Source organism: Synechococcus sp. 8F6, assembly GCF_002252665.1.
Lineage (GTDB): Bacteria > Cyanobacteriota > Cyanobacteriia > PCC-6307 > Cyanobiaceae > Cyanobium_A.
This window is the reverse complement of record NZ_NQKZ01000013.1, coordinates 1-16992: the sequence shown is the minus strand read 5'-3', so window position 1 is coordinate 16992 and position 16992 is coordinate 1. Positions and strand designations below refer to the sequence as shown.

Here is a 16992-nt window from a genome sequence, read left to right as displayed (position 1 = left end):
TCCACATGATTGCCGCCGGTTGAGCGTGAACGAAGACGGCGAACCTGCGGATTAGCTGCCCCCGCCAGGTGCCGTCTGCTGCAACCAGCGCACCAGGGCCTTGCGGGGATCGCTGAGCTCGTCAATCGAGCCGTAGAGGGAATCCTGCCAACCGTGCTGCGGCAGGCCGCTGAACACCATCAGGTTGAGCGGATAGTCCTCCGAATCGCTGCAGCGGCGGAAATCGTCGCGATACAGAAACACCGGTTTGCCCAGGGCGATCGCCGCCCCCAGCTCCAGCATCACCCCCTCATCGGGAGGGGTTCCGTTGACGATCGCGAGCAAAGCATCAGCGTCGCGCACGTCCTGCAGGTCGGCCTGGGCCACCCGCCAGGCCCAGCCCTCCTGCGCCAGATCCACCTGGCCATTGCGGCTGAAGGGCTCCCACACCTCCAGCCCCAGGGCCTCGAGGGCGGTGATGAAATCCGGCAGCAACCGTTCGCGCCAGTGGGGCGAGAAGCCGTAGGGGGAGGCGAGGTAGAGGGTGGGGCTGGGCATCGCTGGCATCGCTGAGATCAGCTGCGCGAGCTGCGGTAGCGCTGCTCATCGGCGGCGGCGGCAGCCTGGGTTTCCCACGGAAACACAATCCAGTCGCTGGAGCTGGTCACCTCCACGGCATGCCACCACTGCGGTTCCGCCTTGCTGATCCACACCACCGCCTGGGCTTCGGGCAGCTGCCGGTGGGCCTCCAGGGTGAGGCCGGTCTCGTAGACATCGTCAACCAGCAAGCAACCAGGGCGGGCGTCAGCCAGCAAGGGCAGTGCCAGCCGGTGGCTCAGGGCCACCGCCAAGCACAGGCCACCGCGGGGAATGCCGTAAATACCGCTGAAGCGGCGCTCGGCGCAGCGGGCGGCGATGTGATCCACGGCGCGATCGAAATCGCTCCAGCTGAGCAGGCGCATGGTGCTGGTGCTGGCGCCCATCAGGCCACGAAGCGCTTGTAGAGCCAGCGCACGAAGCCGCCCACCAACGGCACCGGCGCAAAGGTGGGGCCAACGAAGTCGAAGTAGTCGCGATGGTCAACGATGCGGCCATCAGCCCCGAAGCGCAGCCGACTGGTGCCGGGATAGAGGAATTCGATCCCCTTGATCTTCAGGCCCATGCGCCATTCCACGAAGGCGGTGTCGCCATCAATGGCCACCGCATCGGCCTCCAGAAACACGTCATCGCAACGTTGCACCAGGCCCTGCTGGGCGGCGATGTAGGCATCCACGCCGTCTTTGCTCTGGGTGGGGTCTTCAAAGTGCACGGTTTCGGCGTACACCTGCCTCCACTGTTCAGCCGAGGGCGCGGCCACGCCATAGGGCTTGGTGAACAGCTGGCGCAGGCTGTCGTGGTTGAAGGGCGGGGTCAGGGGTGCGGACATATCAGGAGGGACAGGACTGGTGGTCATGATTGTGCTGCCGCATCAGGAGCCTGCCCTTCGGCACTAGGGGAGCTGCGGCGGCGACGGCAGCGGTCGGAGCAGTAACGCACCTCGTCCCACACGTCCTTCCACTTCTTGCGCCACTGGAAGGGGCGCTGGCACACGGGGCAGATCTTGGTGGGGCGGTCAGCGTGGTGGGGCATCGCAGAGGGGTAAGGGTCAGGGATTGAGGCGCTGCTCCGCCCAGCCATCCTCGCGGCACCAGCGGCGGCGGCGGTGGGGGTGGTTGGTGAGCTCCAGCAGCTCCACCTGCTCCAGGCCGATGCGCAGCAGCTGGAAGCTGGTGGGGATCGGCAGCTCATCGCCGAGTTCGGCAGGGAAGCACGCCTCGGCTTCGAGCGGCTGGCCCGGGGCCGGCCAGCCCCAGAGCGCCCGGCCGCCCGGGGTGAGGCCCTGCCAGTGGCGTTGCCGCTCGCGGGCCTCCAGCTCCGCCGGAAGGTGCAGCACCGCGCCGCGCAGGCGGAACTGGCAGCGAGCCTTGGGCAGCAGCCAGCCCAGCTCAACCGCTGGCTGATGGTGCAGCTCAGCAGCCTTGGCGCTGCGGCCATCGGTGAGCAGATCCAGCTCCGTTGCGCCGGCCCAGCCGCGGAACACCAGGGTGCGCAACCGCGGCGTGCCGTCGGTCGCCACGCTGGCCAGCTGCAACCAGCGGGCCTGGGGGGAGCGCCCCTCCCGCTCGCGCGCCCCCCGCAACAGGGGCCGCCAGGGCGGCAGTGGATCAGCGCTGGCCATGGAGGGCGGCCTCACCCCGGCGGTGGATCTCCGTGGCGTAGTCGGTCCAGGTGCCCTGGCCCCAGTAGCGGAAGCAGCTGGTTTGGAGCAGCAGCAGCTGCAGCAGGGCCTCTTGATAGGGCGCCCTGCGGGTGACGGCGGGATCGGCCGCCACCAGGGCATCGAAACGCTGGTGAAAGTCAGCGCTGAGGCGGTTCATTGGCTCCAGCACGTTGGCGTAGCCCTCCACCCAGCTGAGGTTGTTGGTCCAGGAGGCACCGGCCATCGAGAAGCTGGAATCGCCGGCCTGGAGCTCGGCGATGGCGGCCTGCACGGACTCCGGGCTGGCTGGCCCATCCAGGTGTTGCCACAGCTTGTGCTGCTGCACCGCCTGGATCTGGGGGTAAGCCTCAGCTGTCACACCGCCAGCGTCCAGCAGTTCAAGGTATTCCGTGCCGTTGAGGGCCACCGTGCGCTCGCCTTCGCCGCCGCTGTCACCGGCCAGCTTGCGGTGCGCCTGGAGAAAGGCCTGAGGGAATTCGTTCATCATCACGCCGCCGTTTTCGCCATCAGCGATCTGGGACACGAGGGCGGGAATGGTGGTGTCGCCCAGCGGCATGCGCCCGAGGCTCAGGGCCTCGTAGCAGGGCTGCATCTGGCCCACCAGCTTGGTGTCGGAGCCCTGGGTTTTGATCAGGGTGGTGATGCTCACCGTGTCGCCGCTGGAGCTGCGCGCCACCAGCTGATTGGGGATGTACTTCTGCGCGTGGCTGAGGCCGGAGCCATCGAGGTTTTCGACGCTGTGTTCCTGCACCAGCAGCCAGCGGTAGCCGCACTCCCGCAGGGCCTTGACGAATTCATAGAGGGTGTCGGGGTGGTTGGGCAGGTGCATCTCCGGTGGTGAGAAGCCCTTCACCCGCTGCAGGGCCGCTTCACCAAACAGGGCGGCGAAATGCTGTTGCCAGGCCAGGATCTGCAGCTTCAGATCGGGGATCGGCGTGGAAGGAGCCACGGCGTGACTCCAGAAGGTGCCGAGCCACTCAACGTGGGGTTGCATGGTGGGATCGCAGGCCAGAAAGCGCAGCGCCTCGAGGATGTCGGCGCGGCCCATCTGCTCGAACCCCCAGAGCAAATTGCCGGAGTAATCGAGCATGATCCGCGGGTTGCAGCCCTCGCTGATCAGCTGGGGAATCAGCTCGGCGAGGCGCCGGTAGCACTGGGCGAAGGGTTCGGCGTTGTGGTTATCGCCCTCGCCGGGATGCTCGAGCATGTACTGCAGATGGGAGATCAGCTCCCCATTGGCCCCAGCTGGAATCGTGGGCTGGTGCATGTGCAGCGCACAGGCGAAGGCCGAGTGGATCTGCGCGAGATCGCGTCTGCCGGCGGGCAACAACACGGGCCGGTTCTGCTGCACCAGGGCCAGGATCTCGGCTTCTCGCCCGGCGATCGGCGGCAGAGCATTGGGATTCATCCAGATCAGACAGGCCAGCTGCCGCAGTCTGCAGGGAGCGGCGCGTCTGAACCTGGAGCAACCAGGGTTTTCGAGAAGATCGGCAGTTTTGGCAGGTTTACAGCGTTCCGCTGACGTATTTGTGCAGCACGCTGCTGATCAGGGTTTGGTACGGGATGCCCTCCTGCAGTGCACGCGTACGAAGAGCTTGCAGATCACCGCTTGAGATGCGGATGTTGATGCGCTGGTCTTTCAGGCCTGTTGCCTTGGCGGACTGACTGAGCTCTTGCAGCAGCTCTGGGCTGGATGTGCTGCGCAGGGCACCGGCTTCAAAATCGTTGAGCAGCTGGTGTTCCTCTGCATCCAGGCGAGGAGTGGCGGGAATCGTCTTCATGGTTCGGTTTGGTCGGTTTTTTCAGAGGTGTACTGCCGATGGGCCTTACGGCTGGGAATGATCGTTTTTAGAAAAAAATGCTCGTCGGTTTCCACAATGGGTACCAAGTGCACGTATCCCTCAAGGCGCACGATGAGGATCCGTTGGCCTGGGTAGCGCTGCGGGTTGGGATGCTCCAGCACATCCAGCAGATCTCCCCCCTCGATGGCGATGACGACAGCTTCGAAGCAGAGTTGCCGCTCCACCATCAGCTGAGCATTTTTCTCAGGACTCCACGCGAAGGGCTTCATTTCACCAGCGTAGCGACTCTGTGTGCCTAATGTCCTCACCAAGGCTGCACTATGGTGGATGTCTCAGGGGTTAGTGGTGACGCTCGAGCAGCTCAAACACTTCCTGGCCCGCGTGCAGCGTGATCCGGCCCTGAAGCGGCAGGTGGGAGACGCGATCACGGCCGATGAAGTGGCGCTGCTGGCCCAGGAGCTCGGCTTTTCGGTGTCTGGAAGCGACATCCTGCGCTTCTCCGGCCAGTCCGCCTCGGGCGTGCGGGTGCGTCGGATCGAGCATCCGGGCGAGTATCCCGGCCGGTATTACTGAATCCCGGGCTGTCGCCTGTGCACCACACCATGAGCCGCTACCAGATCCTCCGCGACGACGGCATCCGCGACGGCATCGCTGGTGAGCTGTTCACGAGCTACGGCGCAGCCCACGCAGTGCTGGAGCGGTACTACGCCGATCTGTGCTGCTCCGACGATCGGGAGTACTACCGGATTGAGGCTGTGGCCGACGAGCCTGGTGGAGCCTCCAAGGTGGAACACGATGGTTGACCTGCCTGCATCACCCCGGCCCCTGCCCAGCACCGGCGCCAGCACGGGCGCGCTGGAGGCCCTGGCGTTTTTCCGCGACGCAGACTTCGCCCAGCAGCGCTTTGAGCAGTTTGGCAACGTGTATGAAACGCGGCTGCTGGGCCAGCCGCTGGTGTTCATCCGCGGCGGCCGGGCAATCACCGATCTGCTGGCCCAGCCCGACGCCACCGAGGGCTGGTGGCCCGAGAGTGTGCGCCAGCTGCTGGGCAGCCGTTCGCTGGCGAACCGCAATGGCGCCGACCACCGCGCCCGACGGCGGGTGGTGGGGCAGTTGTTTTCGGCGGCGGCGCTGCGGCGGTACACCCCCACGATCGTGACGCTGGTGGAGGAGCTGGCCGCGGAGCTCAAGGCCGCCAACACACCGGTGCCGCTGGTGGCGCGCATGCGCCGCTTTGCCTTCACGGTGATCGCCACGGTGGTGCTGGGGCTGGAGGGCGACGACCGCGACGCCTTGTTTGCCGACTTTGAAATCTGGACCCGCGCCCTGTTTTCGATTCCGATTGCGCTGCCCGGCAGCCCCTTTTCCCGAGCGCTGCAGGCCCGCAGCCGCTTGTTGGCACGCCTGGCCGGGGTGCTGGAGCGGGCCCGCCAGCAAGTGGCGGAGGGAGAACCCCTGGCCGGTGGCCTGGATCTGCTCAGTGGCGGCCTCGATGAAGCAGGCCTGCCGCTCACCGACGACGACCTGGTGGAGCAGTTGCTGCTGCTGCTCTTCGCCGGCTACGAAACCACCGCCTCCTCCTTGAGCTGCCTGATGGCGGCGCTGCTGCAACACCCGGAGGTACTCCCCTGGCTACACGCCGAGCTCGATGGCCTGAGCTGGCCGTTGGCTGAGCAGGAGGCCACACCACGGCTTTCGGCCGTGGTGCAGGAGGTGATGCGGCTTAACCCGCCGGTGGGCGGCTTCTTCCGCCGCACCACCCGCGACTTGGTTCTCGATGGCGTGCTGGTACCGGCGGGCCAAGTGGTGCAGGTGGCTCTGGCCGCCTCCAACCGCTTCAGCAGCGCTGCCGACGGCGGATTTGATGGTGGTGCCGGCGGCGACGATCTGGAGCAGTTCCGCCCGGAACGCCATCTCAATGGTGATAGCGGGCTCACCCTGCTGCCCTTCGGCGGCGGCGAGCGGGTGTGCCTGGGCAAGGCCCTGGCCGAACTGGAAATCCGCCTGATGGCAGTGGGCCTGCTGCGGCAACTGACCCTGCAGCTGGAGCCGGAACAGGACCTCAGCCTGCAACTGATCCCCAGCCCCAGCCCGCGAGATGGCTTGCTGGTGCGGGCTGAGCCCAGGAGCTGAACCGCACCCCCTTTGCAACGAAACGGAAGCAATCCGGTGGATCATGTGGTATCAACCGCTACCAAGCGCTTAAATAGAGATACGTTGATCCACCCAGCGGTGGATGCAGATCGTTCCGCGCCAGGCAACGGGGACGCGGACACTGTGGAGAGCGTGATGAACGTGCTCGAACTGATCCGCAACCGGATCCTCAAGGCCCAGCGTCTCGATGACGCCCAATACCTGATGGCCAAGTCCTACCGGGGGGTTCCCTACGTGGATGCCCACCACGACGAGCCCAAGCCCGGCGAGGTGACCAAGCAACTCACCTACCGCGGCCACCACTACGCCCACCACTGATCGGCTGAGCTTTCAGCCGATCAGGAATCACAGGGGGCCGCAAGGCCCCCTTTTTTGCGCTGAATGCTCAGCCGAGATCGGTGTCGGCAGTGATCGCCCGCCGCCCTTTGACGATTGCGTTGATACGGCTCTCCGGTACGCCGATCGCCAGCGCAAGGGTTCCGTAGCCCAGCCGGATCTATCGGTCCATCGGGTGCTCCACTCCAGCAGCGCAGTGGCCCGCCGAGCCAAGGAGCCTGGCTCCTTGGTGTACGAGGCCATGAGCGAGGGTGTTTTACGCGATGGCCAGGCCTGAAGCGCTGAGGCTGCAAGATCCCGTTTCGGTGCGGCCTCATCCTTCTGGATAGAAGTCACAGCACTGCGCTCAAGCAGACGTCCGCTGCTCCAGCCGACGGCGACGCGCACCGCCGAGGTCAAGTGCCTCGAGCACGGACTCGCCGGCATCGAAACGTTGATCGAAATCAGAACTGTTCATAGAGCTCCACCTCTTCTGGTCTGGACCGCCGAACGGAAATCAATCGGATGCACTGGTCGCGGTAGGTGATCACGGCCAGTCCTCACGCCGCGTCAAGGATCGGGCCATGCGCCCTCCTGTGTCGGGCGTCCTTGTCGCCGCGCTGCGGCCGGCCGGTGGGGGTGGGGTTCTCCGCCGTCCCCCAGATGGCTTCCCCGCTTTCCCCCTCCCGCCGCCAGAAGCCGGCTCAAGCCCTCAGCCGCTCTGCTCTCAAGGCCCGCAATGCTCTGGTGCTGAAGCACCTGCCCCTGGCTGATGCCATCGCCTTTGCAGCAGCCCGGCGCCTGTTCCCGCTGGTGGAGCGGGAGGATCTGATCCAGGTGGCCCGGGAGGCCCTGGTTCGCTCCGCTCCCCGCTGCAGAGAAGGCGAGCCGGCGGCTCCCTATCTGCGCCGCTGCATCACCGGGGCCCTGCAGCATCACCTGCGCGATCGGGTGCGGCTGGTGCGCGTGCCGCGCCGGCTGCATGAGCAGGGCCAGTGCCCGCTGGGCCACAGCAGCCTTGATGCCCAGGCCGATGGAGAGCCCTGCCTGCTCGATCTGCTGGCCTCTCCAGAAGCCGAGCCGGCTATCAGCGAGGCCATAAATGGCCTGGCGCTGGAGCAGCTGGTCGATCAGCTGCCGGCAGCCCAGGCCACTGCTCTCCGGCTCACCGTCCTGGAGGGCCTGTCGCTGCGGGCTGCAGCCGAGCGGCTGGAAATCAGCTGCATGTCGGTGCAACGGGCCCAGAAGAAGGCGCTGGCGGCCCTGCGGCAGCAGCTGGCGGGTGGGGGCTGAGGCCCTTACCCCACCGCGGGTTCTGTAGGGCTCTGCTCCAGAACCATAGCTCTCCAACCCAGCGCGGGCCGTACCTACACATGTCAGCCGCAAGTCCGGGTCCCTTCATCTACCCAGACAAAGAGAGAAATCTTTGACCCAGCGTTATAAGGTCTGGCCCACGCAGGCCGGGGAGGGCTGATCGATGGTTGCTGGCTCCCCTGGCGCCCTGCCGCCCCTGGTGGAGGCCTGCCGCCCTCGGCAGTGGACCAAGAACCTGCTGGTGTTCGCGGCGCCGCTGTTCGCCTTCCGCTTTGAAGCAGACGTGTGGCTGCCGGCCGCAGGGGCGCTGGTGGCGTTCTGCCTGATTTCCAGCGCGATCTATCTGCTGAACGACTGCCTGGATGTGGCGGCGGATCGGGCCCATCCGAGCAAGCGCAATCGGCCGATCGCAGCAGGGCTGGTGAGCGTGCCTACTGCACTCACCACAGCTGCGGTGTTGGCGGTCGTGAGCCTGAGCTTTGCTGCCTGGGTAGCGCCACCCCTGGCGGGTGTGGTGCTGCTCTACGGGCTGATCCAGGTGGGCTATTGCCTGCAGCTCAAGCGGATGCCGCTGCTGGATCTGTTTTGCATCGCCTCGGGTTTTCTGCTGCGGGCGATTGCCGGTGCGGTGGCAGCGATGTTGCCGCCCTCGCCCTGGTTCCTGCTCACGGTGGGGCTGCTGGCCCTGTTTCTGGCGATCGAGAAGCGCAAGGCCGAGTTGCGGGTGGCGCAGGATCGGGGCGTGATCACCCGCAAAGTGCTGGAGCGTTATTCGCTGCCGCTGTTGCTGCGGCTGGAGAGCACCGTCGCCACCAGTGCGTTCATCAGCTACGCCCTCTGGGCAGCAGGCCCAGCGTTGCGGGGAGCACCCACCAGCTGGATGCTGCTGACGGTGCCGTTTGTGCTGGTGGGGATTTTTCGTTATCAACTGCTGAGCGACCCCGAGGAAGCGGAGCGTCGGCGGGAGTGGGCGCCGGAGCGCAGCAGCGAAAAACCCGAAGAGATCCTGCTGGGGGATCGGGGCATCAAGCTCACCCTGGTGGGGTGGTTGGTGACGACAGCTGTGATCGGGCTGCTCAGCCGCGCCAGCTGATGGGCCAGGCGGTGGGCAGCAGGGTCGCGGTCTTTGATGTCGATGGCACCTTGCTGCGGGGCGACTGCCTGTGGCTGGCTGCCCGCCGATCCAAGGGAGCTATGGGGCAGCTGCTGGCCGCCATGGCCGTTCTGCCCTGGCTGATTGGCTGGCAACTGCGGCTGGTGAGCACGGGACGGTTCAAGCAGCAGACCATCGCCGCGTTTGGCGTCTGCGGAGCCGTGAACCGGGCCAATGCAGCTGGCCGTGGGGACTGGTTACTGGGCGAACTGCAGGCCCAGCTGCGCCCGGAAGCTTTGGTGCGGTTGCGCTGGCACCAGCAGCGGGGCGATCGGGTGGTGCTTTGTTCGGCCTCACCCCGGCTGCTGTTGCAGCCGTTGGCCGATTGGTTGGGGGTGGAGTTGCTCTGCACCGAGCTGCAGCACCAGCACGGCCAATGGCTCCCCAAGCTGGCCAGCCCCAACTGCAAGGGCCCCGAGAAGGTGAGGCGACTGGCGGAGCACCTTGGCCCACTGGATGGGCTCACGATCGAGGCCTACGGCGACAGCAAAGGCGACCGCGAGCTGCTGCAGGCGGCTGCCCTGCCCCACTACCGCAGCTTCCTATCCGAACCCCAGCCCTATCCAGCTTTCTCGCTGGGACCGCTGCTGCCGGTGGTGGCCCTGGCGCTGCTGGGCTACGGACTGCTGGGGATCTGGAGCCAAGGGGATCAGTTGGTTCCGTTGCTGCGCAGCCTGTGGCCGCAGATCGCCCTGGGCCTGCTGCTGGTGTTACTGGGCTACGGCATCCGCTACTCCCGCTGGCGGCTTTTGCTCGCTGCACTCAAGCAGCACCCACCGATGTCTGCGGATGCACGGATCTGGATGGGCTCCTATGCGTTTACGGCCACACCAGGCAAATCAGGGGAAGCGGTGCGCTCGCTGTTGCTCAAACAGGAGTGCGGCGTGCCGGTGCCGCCCACCTTGATGGCGCTGGTGGTGGAGCGGCTCACCGATGGCACGGCGGTGCTGCTGCTGCTGGTCATCAACCTGCCGCTGCTGCTGCGCTGGCAGGTGCCGCTGGCCGTACCGATTGGCATCGCTCTGTTTGCTGTGCTCGTGGGTTGGCTGGTGCTGACCAGCCCCTGGGCCAAGGCCCAGCTCAAGGGCAGCCTGAAACAACTGCTGCCCCGCAAGCTGGCCAATGCCGGCGGCGATGGCTTGGCGGCGTTGCGGCAACTGCAGCAACCAGGGTTGTTGTTGCAGGCCACGGCGATCGGAGCGCTGGCCTGGACCCTGGAGGGGGTGAGCCTCTGGCTGCTGCTGCGCGGCATGGGAATAGAAGCCGTTGGCATCGGTGGCGCCACCATTGCCCACACTACTGCCGGCCTGCTCGGTGCCCTCACCCTGCTGCCGGGCGGGCTCGGCAGCACGGAAGCCGGCACGGTGGGGCTGCTGGCCCTGCAGGGCGTGGGCGTGGCGGCGGCCACCCCAGCGACGCTGCTGATCCGGCTAATGACGCTCTGGTTCGCCACGGCCCTCGGCGTGGTGTGTCTGATGTGGCGGCCGAGCAATAAACGATGACCATATACTCTGCCTCAACAACCTTGCCTGACTCGAATAATGAATCGATCCAAACTCATCGGGCCTTTCATTGCGCTTACCCCCCCCTAATTCTTTTGGACCTGGTTGGCTTAATAACAGGCTGGCAGTTTATTTACACTCTTGATGATCCGTATATTCATTTAGCTCTTGCCAAAGGCATAAATAGTTTCCATTACGGGATTAACCCTTCCGAGTACTCGGCCCCATCGAGCAGCGTTCTGTGGCCATTCCTTATGGCACCATTTGCCAGCATGAAGGGCTTTTGGCTTGCGCCATTGATCGTCAATCTGGCTTGCCTTGCTGGAACTATTTTGGTTCTGCAGCGCTTGCTTTTGTCTCGCTTTAGAGCTGGTTGGCTGGCTTCTTGGGTGCTTGCATCGTTCGTTGCCTTCTGCCTCAATATTTACGGCCTGGTATTTACTGGCATGGAGCATTCGCTCCAGGTTCTGCTAGTTGCAATTATTGCAGCCTCGCTCGCTGAGCGAAGGTCGGGCTTCCTCTTGTGGGGCTCTCTCTTTCTCCTTCCTTTAATTAGGTATGAGGGGCTTGCGATATCAATACCGGTCATCTGTTATCTGGGCTTGCAAGGGCCAGCCACAAGGACAAAGGCGTTATGGACCGGCCTGCTTCTCGCGGCTGCACTGGTTTTGTTCTCTGTTTTCCTAGGAAGCCTTGGGCTGGGGTATCTGCCTTCATCAGTTTTTGCCAAGCAGTCTGCGACAACAGCTGGATCTGTTTTTGGGCTTGCCAGGTCAATGGCGGGAAGCGTGATAAGTAATGTCTATTCTCTCCCCACTTTCACCGTATTCAGTCTTGCCTTTTTGTCTGAGTTTATGGCATTTCAGAGAAGCTGGCTTCGAGTGTTAATGCTTCTGTTGGCTCCGGTCGTGCTCCATTTGTGTTTAGGCAGGAATGGGTGGTTTGGCCGGTACGAAGTTTCCATTCTTTTGTATGCCCTGATTATCTCTGCTGATCTCTGGACTGAAAACGTTCATAACTCGATCCAAGGCGCCGGTGCATCCGCGCCACGCCAGGTCAGAAGCTTCCCCGGCCTTCTTAAGAAACAAGCCTTATTTCCATTAATGGTGATCTTTGTCATTGGAACAAGGCCACTTTGGCAGTCGACCCTGCTTACCCCTGCTGCAGCACGGAATATTCAAGATCAACAAGTCCAAATGGCCTTGATTGCCGGTAAATACCTCAATAAGCCAGTTGCAGTCAATGACCTGGGGGCTGTCGCATTGAGTTCCAGGCAATATGTTCTTGATCTCTGGGGCCTGGGCTCATATGAGGCTCTTTCTCTTCGTAGGGATCCCAACGCTGATCCTCGAGTGTGGATTCCGCGTTTGATGGCTGACAAAAAGGTTGAGCATGCAATCGTCTACGACAGCTGGTTTCCGGTCACTCCTGAAAACTGGATTAAGGTTGCAGAGCTCAAGCTCCCTGGCAGGCAGATCACTCCTGCATCAGATGTTGTGGCGTTCTACGCAACTTCTCCGGGCTCAGCTGAAACGATGTCCGACTCGATTTCACACTACGCCTCTGACCACCCTTCCGAAGCTCAGATGATCAAGACGTTTAGGGGTGAAACGGATCGTCAGGAGATGTGATTTGACTTATCCATCTGGCCATCAATTGTTGAGTTCAGGACTTGTTGATGTGGTTGATTTTGAGGCCAGATCAACAAGGCCGTGAGGAGTAAGCCCTGGCTCGTTTTGGTCGCTCTGGGCTTGCTCGCCATTGCTGCGGCCGGTGTAGTGCAGCTCCCTGCTAGCCAGCAGCATGCCCTACTCAAAGCGCTGCAGTCGCTGCTGGTGTGGCTGCCGGTGCTCTATGGGGTGGTGGCTCTGAGCTACGGGGGCCGCTACTGGCGCTGGCGCCTGCTGTTGGGGCGGTTGGGGATCGGCAGTACGAACTGGCCAGATCTGCTGGGCTGGTTTCGGGGCTTTGCCCTCACCGCTACCCCCGCCAAGGTGGGGGAACTGAGCCGGGTGCAGCTGCTGCATGAGCAGCTCGGCTATCCCCGCCTGCCCCTGGTGCACGTGTTCGTGACCGAGCGCTGCGCTGACGTCATTGCCGTGGCGCTGTTGCTGCTGGTGCTCACCCCGGCCCAGGTGCTCGGACGGTTCCCCGCGTTGAGCAGCCCCTGGTTGCTTGGCATCGCCTTGCTGGCCGGCAGCGCAGTGGTGCTGGCCAGCAGCTCCAGGCCTCGCCGTTGGCTGGCAGGTCGCTGGCAGCACTGGCGCCACCACCTGCCCAGTGGCGACCTGGCCAGGGCGATGGTGCCGGCGGCCTTGATCTCGGTGCTGGTGTGGGCCAATGAAGCTCTGGTGCTCTGGCTGCTGGTGCATCTGCTGGCCCCGGCCGCGATCACCATCCCGGCGGCGGTGGCCATTTATCTGCTCTCGGGCACGGCCGGAATGGCCTCCTCCCTGCCGGGTGGGATCGGGGTGAATGAGGCGGCCACAGTGCTGCTGCTGGGCCAGCAGGGCGTGCCGGCGGGGATCGCCCTGCCTATTGCGGTGCTGCGGCGGCTGATCACGCTCTGGTCGATGGTGGCTCTCGCGGCTGCAATCGGTGTCCTTCCGTTACCTGCTGGGTCCCAACTCAGGCGAGACTCCTAGCCATGGCCGCAGCAGTTCCGATAGCAATCCGCAGCGCCTTTGTGCTTGGCAGCACCAGCGAGGTGGCCAAGGCCATCTGCCGGGAGCTGGCTGGGCGGGGCTGCCAACGCTTCCACCTGGTGGCGCGCAACGGGGAAGCCAACCAACCGCTGGGCGTTGAACTACAGCAGCGGTGGGGTGCGACGGTGAGTACCGAGACCACCGACCTACTAGCCGATGCCGCCCTGGAGCCAGCCCGGCGCCTTGAGGTGGGGGAGTTCGACCTCTACCTGATCACCGCCGGATCGCTGGGCGATGCCGAGCTAGCCCGCAGCGATGCGGCAGAGGCCCTGCGGATCCTGGCGGCCAACGTGGGCGGCCTGATTCCCTGGCTCACTGCCATCGCCACGCCTGAACGCCTCGCCAAACCAGGGCGGCTGTGGGTGTTCAGTTCGGTGGCAGCAGATCGGGGGCGGCCCTCGAATTACCACTACGGCGCCGCCAAGGCAGCGCTCACGGCGTTGTGTGAGGGTTTGCTGCTGCGCAGCCACGGCAAGCCGTTTGCGGTGCGGATCATCAAGGCCGGGTTCATGGCCACACCGATGACCGTGGGCAAGGCACCGCCTGCATTGTGTGCCAGCCCCGAGTCGGTGGCGCGAGATCTGCTGCGCCGGTCCAACAAGCGGGGCATCGAATACCTGCCCTGGTGGTGGTCGCCGTTGATGCGGCTGATCCGTCTGCTGCCTGCTTCCATCGCCTCCAAGCTCTGAGCCCTGTGACCATCCCCCTGCCTGCAGGCCTCACGGCCGAAACGAAAACCCTGAGCGGCTGGGGTCGCACCAACCCTGTATCCGCTCAGGTGATTCAGCCCAGCTCGGTGGAGCAGCTTCAGGAGCTGATCCGTGGTGCGCCGCCGAGGTCGTTGATCGCCCGGGGCCTGGGCCGCTCCTATGGCGATGCCGCCCAGCTCAAAGACGGCACGGTGATCGAGCTGCCGGCCTTCAATCGCATCGAGCTGGATCCCGCCAGCAGCACGGTGACGGCTGGGGCGGGAGTAAGCCTGGATCAGATCTTGCGGGTGATCGTGCCGGCGGGGTTCTTCCTGCCTGTTACCCCTGGCACCCGCAACGTCACGGTGGGCGGTGCGATTGCGGCTGACGTGCACGGCAAGAACCACCACGTGGACGGCAGCTTTGGCAACCACGTGCAGCGGCTGCTGCTGGTGGATGGCACCGGCACGCTGCGCGAACTCACCCCCAGCGGCCGGGGCAGCTTTGACGAGGCGGAGTTCTTCTGGGCCACCGTCGGCGGCATGGGCCTCACGGGGGTGATCGTGGAGGCCACCTTCTCACTGATCCCGATCACCAGCTCACTGATCAGCGTCGACACCACCCGCTACCGCGATCTGGAGTCGCTGATGGCCGCGATGGTGGAGGCCGATACGAAATACCGCTACAGCGTGGCCTGGGTTGACAGCCTTGATCCCAAAGGGCGTGGCGTCCTCACCTGCGGTGACCATGCCCCTGCCGAAGCACTACCCAAGAGCCAGCAATCGAACCCGCTCTACTACGACCCCAAGGCCCTAGCTTCCGCACCACCGTTCCTGCCGGGTGGGCTGCTGAACAAGTTCACGGTGCGGGCGTTCAACGAGGCCTGGTACCGGAAGGCCCCCAAGCATGGGGTGGGAGAGCTGCAGGCGATTGCGCCGTTCTTCCATCCCCTCGATGGGGTGCAGGATTGGAACCGGATCTATGGGCCGGCAGGTTTTCTGCAGTACCAGTTCGCGGTGCCCAATGAAGCGGCTCATCTGGTGCCGCGCACGCTGGAGGCCCTGCGGCAAGTGGGAGCACCAAGCTTCCTCACGGTGCTCAAGCGCTTTGGGCCTAGTAACCCAGCGCCGCTGTCATTCCCGATTCCGGGGTGGACGCTTGCCGCAGATGTGCCTGCTGCTGTGCCGGGGCTGCTGGAGGTGCTGGATCAATTGGACGAAGAGGTGGCGGCCGCCGGGGGGAGGCTGTATCTAGCCAAGGATTCTAGGCAGGCGCGAGAGATGTTCCTGAGAAGTTATAAGCAGTATTCTGAGTGGGCGAGGCCTTCCAGGCTGTTGGATCCACTCGCCGTGTTTTATTCATCCATACGAAATCGAGCTGGATTGCACTGATGCCCCTTCCCATATCGCCGATGGATCGCAAGCTTGACAGCCACCTTGCCAAACCCTCGACTGGCAGGCTGCACTTATTTGCAGCGTTTGCATTCTTTTGTTCATTGGCATATACGCTTGCCTCGCTTGCCTCATATTACTTTTCAGCTGGAGGATCTTTTGCTTTTTTTCGGGTTCCCCGAATGAGTCCAGTTTTTGCAGACTTGCGGCAGCTTACTCATTCGAGTAGTTGTGGTTCCAGTTTTTGGGAGCTTCTGGCAAACACTTCGAATTGCGATCCATTCCAGAGGCCATTCAATTATACGTGGCCCAGTCTTCAGCTTTTGCGTAGTCTAGGGATAGGGGCTGAAGGTACTGAGCTGACAGGAGCCTTGTTTGGTGTATTTGGGCTCATTGCTGTGTCTGTCTTTGTTTTTGCCCTGACAAAAGGCCGAACGAAGGGCTTGCTTATAGCCACGGCTTTTATCATGTCGTTTCCTTTTCAGCTTGCTATCGAAAGGGGAAATCATGATGTAATTGTCTTTGGGGTATGTCTTTTTGTGCCATTGCTCCTGTTCCCGCCAGAGGGTTTTGGTGGCCAAACGGCAAAAGCAATAACCGCTTCCGCATTGGCGTTCAGTGCTGTTGCGTTGAAAGTATTTCCATTGGTAGGGCTAGCACCCTGGTCGTTTGGGCTCGCTATTCGCTGGCCAGATAGAAGAGCTAAATGGATTCCTATTTTGATTCTTGTTATGAGTTGCCTTGGGGTTTTAATCCAAATTGGAGACCTTTCTCAAATAATGGCAAACACGCCCAAGCCTGACGGCGGTACGAGTTTTGGCTTTTTGGCTTCTTATCAATCTAGGCTTGGGGGGATGATGGCGATGATCCTGACGGCTTTCAAGGCTGCAGTTGTTGTTTTTATTGCGTACATTCTACGGAGCGATCGATTTGACGGCTTATTTGCGGGGAGTCAAGACGATCAAAGACTGGAGAGCTCTAGGCAGGCAGCATTGATGTTTTCTTGCATGATCCTGGTTACTTGGCTGGTAAGTCGATCATGGGATTACAGGCTTGTTATCTGTTTAGGCGTGGTTCCTTATTTCGCGAACATATTTGACAACGCGAGTCCAGCCCTGAAGACCCCGAAGACCTCGATTTGCTTAGGGACTTTCTTCTTGTTCTATGAGCAGTACGTGGGAGGTCGCATTGGGGTTGTTTCCGATGCCTTAGTGCAGCCTGCATTAATTGGGTTCATCCTGTCTTTCTTGCTTCGCAGTCGCAAAACCTGGCTAGCTTCGGGCTAATTTTAATGTCGCCTCGGTTGGCAGTGCTTTTGACCATTGGGATGCTAACGGCGTTTTGCCCTGGAAGCTCGACCATGCATTTCGAAGGGATTATTGATGCTTGACTGTTATGACACTTTGATTATGCCCATCTGCTCCTAGGCCATAGAAGGCCCGTTGTGGGGCGACCTGATCCACTTTCGCTGGTTCCTACCCCGCCACCACTGCCTGACCCCGAGAGCAGGGGGCCCTGCTGCGGGTGCTGACGGGCCCCCACCGCGCTCATCGGCGGGAAGTGGCGGATGAAATCTGCCGACACCGGCAGGAACTGCATGTCACCGGCCGTGGCGCCCGCCACAAATTTGATGTCTGCCGACAATGAAGTTGGCCGGTCGGCGACAAGCTCGTTGGCCGGTGGGGTGAGTGCTGGAGAGCCTGGTGCCGATGCGCAGGGACCAGGGGA

General features: G+C 63.0%; 20 protein-coding genes. 12 read left to right on the top strand and 8 right to left on the bottom strand.

What is annotated here, in order from left to right:
- Positions 1 to 51 precede the first annotated feature (51 nt).
- From CJZ78_RS10090 to CJZ78_RS10055, 8 genes are all read right to left on the bottom strand, one after another.
- Complete coding sequence (locus CJZ78_RS10090; RefSeq protein WP_094561227.1) at positions 52 to 537, bottom strand: nucleoside 2-deoxyribosyltransferase; 486 nt, start codon at positions 535 to 537, stop codon at positions 52 to 54.
- Between the two features lie 17 nt (positions 538 to 554).
- On the bottom strand, positions 555 to 962 hold the full coding sequence (locus CJZ78_RS10085) for a phosphoribosyltransferase (RefSeq protein WP_369802047.1): 408 nt from the start codon (positions 960 to 962) through the stop codon (positions 555 to 557).
- Positions 962 to 1405, bottom strand: coding sequence for a nuclear transport factor 2 family protein (locus CJZ78_RS10080; RefSeq protein WP_094561194.1), 444 nt, complete (start codon positions 1403 to 1405; stop codon positions 962 to 964). The genes CJZ78_RS10085 and CJZ78_RS10080 overlap by 1 nt, the downstream gene beginning before the upstream one ends.
- 23 nt (positions 1406 to 1428) lie before the next feature.
- A complete protein-coding gene (locus CJZ78_RS10075; RefSeq protein ID WP_094561193.1) occupies positions 1429 to 1608 on the bottom strand; it encodes a DUF2256 domain-containing protein in 180 nt (59 codons plus the stop codon).
- 16 nt (positions 1609 to 1624) lie between these two features.
- Positions 1625 to 2197: a pyridoxamine 5'-phosphate oxidase family protein gene (locus CJZ78_RS10070; RefSeq protein ID WP_094561192.1), complete on the bottom strand. Its 573-nt coding sequence runs from the start codon at positions 2195 to 2197 to the stop codon at positions 1625 to 1627.
- Positions 2184 to 3647, bottom strand: a complete 1464-nt coding sequence (locus CJZ78_RS10065; protein WP_094561191.1) for a glycosyl hydrolase family 57 — start codon at positions 3645 to 3647, stop codon at positions 2184 to 2186. The genes CJZ78_RS10070 and CJZ78_RS10065 overlap by 14 nt, the downstream gene beginning before the upstream one ends.
- A 97-nt stretch (positions 3648 to 3744) precedes the next feature.
- Positions 3745 to 4020, bottom strand: a complete 276-nt coding sequence (locus tag CJZ78_RS10060; protein ID WP_094561190.1) for a hypothetical protein — start codon at positions 4018 to 4020, stop codon at positions 3745 to 3747.
- Positions 4017 to 4310 carry a toxin gene (locus tag CJZ78_RS10055; RefSeq protein WP_094561189.1) on the bottom strand — a complete coding sequence of 98 codons (294 nt, stop codon included), beginning with the start codon at positions 4308 to 4310 and terminating at the stop codon, positions 4017 to 4019. Before CJZ78_RS10055 ends, CJZ78_RS10060 begins: the two co-directional genes overlap by 4 nt.
- Before the next feature lie 58 nt (positions 4311 to 4368).
- Here CJZ78_RS10055 and CJZ78_RS10050 point away from each other — a divergent pair, with 58 nt between their 5' ends.
- The 12 genes from CJZ78_RS10050 to CJZ78_RS13765 all read left to right on the top strand — a co-directional run bounded on the left by CJZ78_RS10050 (position 4369) and on the right by CJZ78_RS13765 (position 16550).
- Positions 4369 to 4614, top strand: a complete 246-nt coding sequence (locus CJZ78_RS10050) for a Nif11-like leader peptide family natural product precursor (RefSeq protein ID WP_233128666.1) — start codon at positions 4369 to 4371, stop codon at positions 4612 to 4614.
- Positions 4615 to 4643: 29 nt separating this feature from the next.
- Positions 4644 to 4844, top strand: a complete 201-nt coding sequence (locus CJZ78_RS10045) for a hypothetical protein (protein WP_094561188.1) — start codon at positions 4644 to 4646, stop codon at positions 4842 to 4844.
- Positions 4837 to 6174 (top strand): cytochrome P450, encoded by a 1338-nt coding sequence (locus tag CJZ78_RS10040; RefSeq protein WP_094561187.1) that lies wholly within the window; start codon positions 4837 to 4839, stop codon positions 6172 to 6174. The genes CJZ78_RS10045 and CJZ78_RS10040 overlap by 8 nt, the downstream gene beginning before the upstream one ends.
- A 156-nt stretch (positions 6175 to 6330) precedes the next feature.
- Positions 6331 to 6513, top strand: coding sequence for a DUF4278 domain-containing protein (locus CJZ78_RS10035; RefSeq protein ID WP_198953878.1), 183 nt, complete (start codon positions 6331 to 6333; stop codon positions 6511 to 6513).
- Between the two features lie 660 nt (positions 6514 to 7173).
- Positions 7174 to 7803, top strand: a complete 630-nt coding sequence (locus tag CJZ78_RS10020) for a sigma-70 family RNA polymerase sigma factor (protein ID WP_094561223.1) — start codon at positions 7174 to 7176, stop codon at positions 7801 to 7803.
- Positions 7804 to 7987: 184 nt separating this feature from the next.
- Entirely contained in the window at positions 7988 to 8917 is a 930-nt protein-coding gene (locus CJZ78_RS10015; protein ID WP_094561186.1) for a decaprenyl-phosphate phosphoribosyltransferase, read from the top strand.
- The gene (locus CJZ78_RS10010; RefSeq protein ID WP_143592897.1) at positions 8917 to 10479 is read left to right on the top strand and encodes a flippase-like domain-containing protein; all 1563 of its coding nucleotides are present in this window, start codon (positions 8917 to 8919) and stop codon (positions 10477 to 10479) included. The genes CJZ78_RS10015 and CJZ78_RS10010 overlap by 1 nt, the downstream gene beginning before the upstream one ends.
- 23 nt (positions 10480 to 10502) lie before the next feature.
- Positions 10503 to 12110, top strand: coding sequence for a hypothetical protein (locus CJZ78_RS13770; RefSeq protein ID WP_158217067.1), 1608 nt, complete (start codon positions 10503 to 10505; stop codon positions 12108 to 12110).
- An 81-nt stretch (positions 12111 to 12191) separates the two neighbouring features.
- Positions 12192 to 13124 (top strand): lysylphosphatidylglycerol synthase transmembrane domain-containing protein, encoded by a 933-nt coding sequence (locus CJZ78_RS10000; protein WP_255373986.1) that lies wholly within the window; start codon positions 12192 to 12194, stop codon positions 13122 to 13124.
- A gap of 2 nt (positions 13125 to 13126) precedes the next feature.
- The gene (locus CJZ78_RS09995) at positions 13127 to 13873 is read left to right on the top strand and encodes an SDR family NAD(P)-dependent oxidoreductase (RefSeq protein ID WP_094561182.1); all 747 of its coding nucleotides are present in this window, start codon (positions 13127 to 13129) and stop codon (positions 13871 to 13873) included.
- A gap of 5 nt (positions 13874 to 13878) precedes the next feature.
- Positions 13879 to 15264, top strand: coding sequence for an FAD-binding oxidoreductase (locus tag CJZ78_RS09990; RefSeq protein ID WP_094561181.1), 1386 nt, complete (start codon positions 13879 to 13881; stop codon positions 15262 to 15264).
- Positions 15186 to 16550: a hypothetical protein gene (locus CJZ78_RS13765; protein WP_198953881.1), complete on the top strand. Its 1365-nt coding sequence runs from the start codon at positions 15186 to 15188 to the stop codon at positions 16548 to 16550. Before CJZ78_RS09990 ends, CJZ78_RS13765 begins: the two co-directional genes overlap by 79 nt.
- Positions 16551 to 16992: the final 442 nt, after the last annotated feature.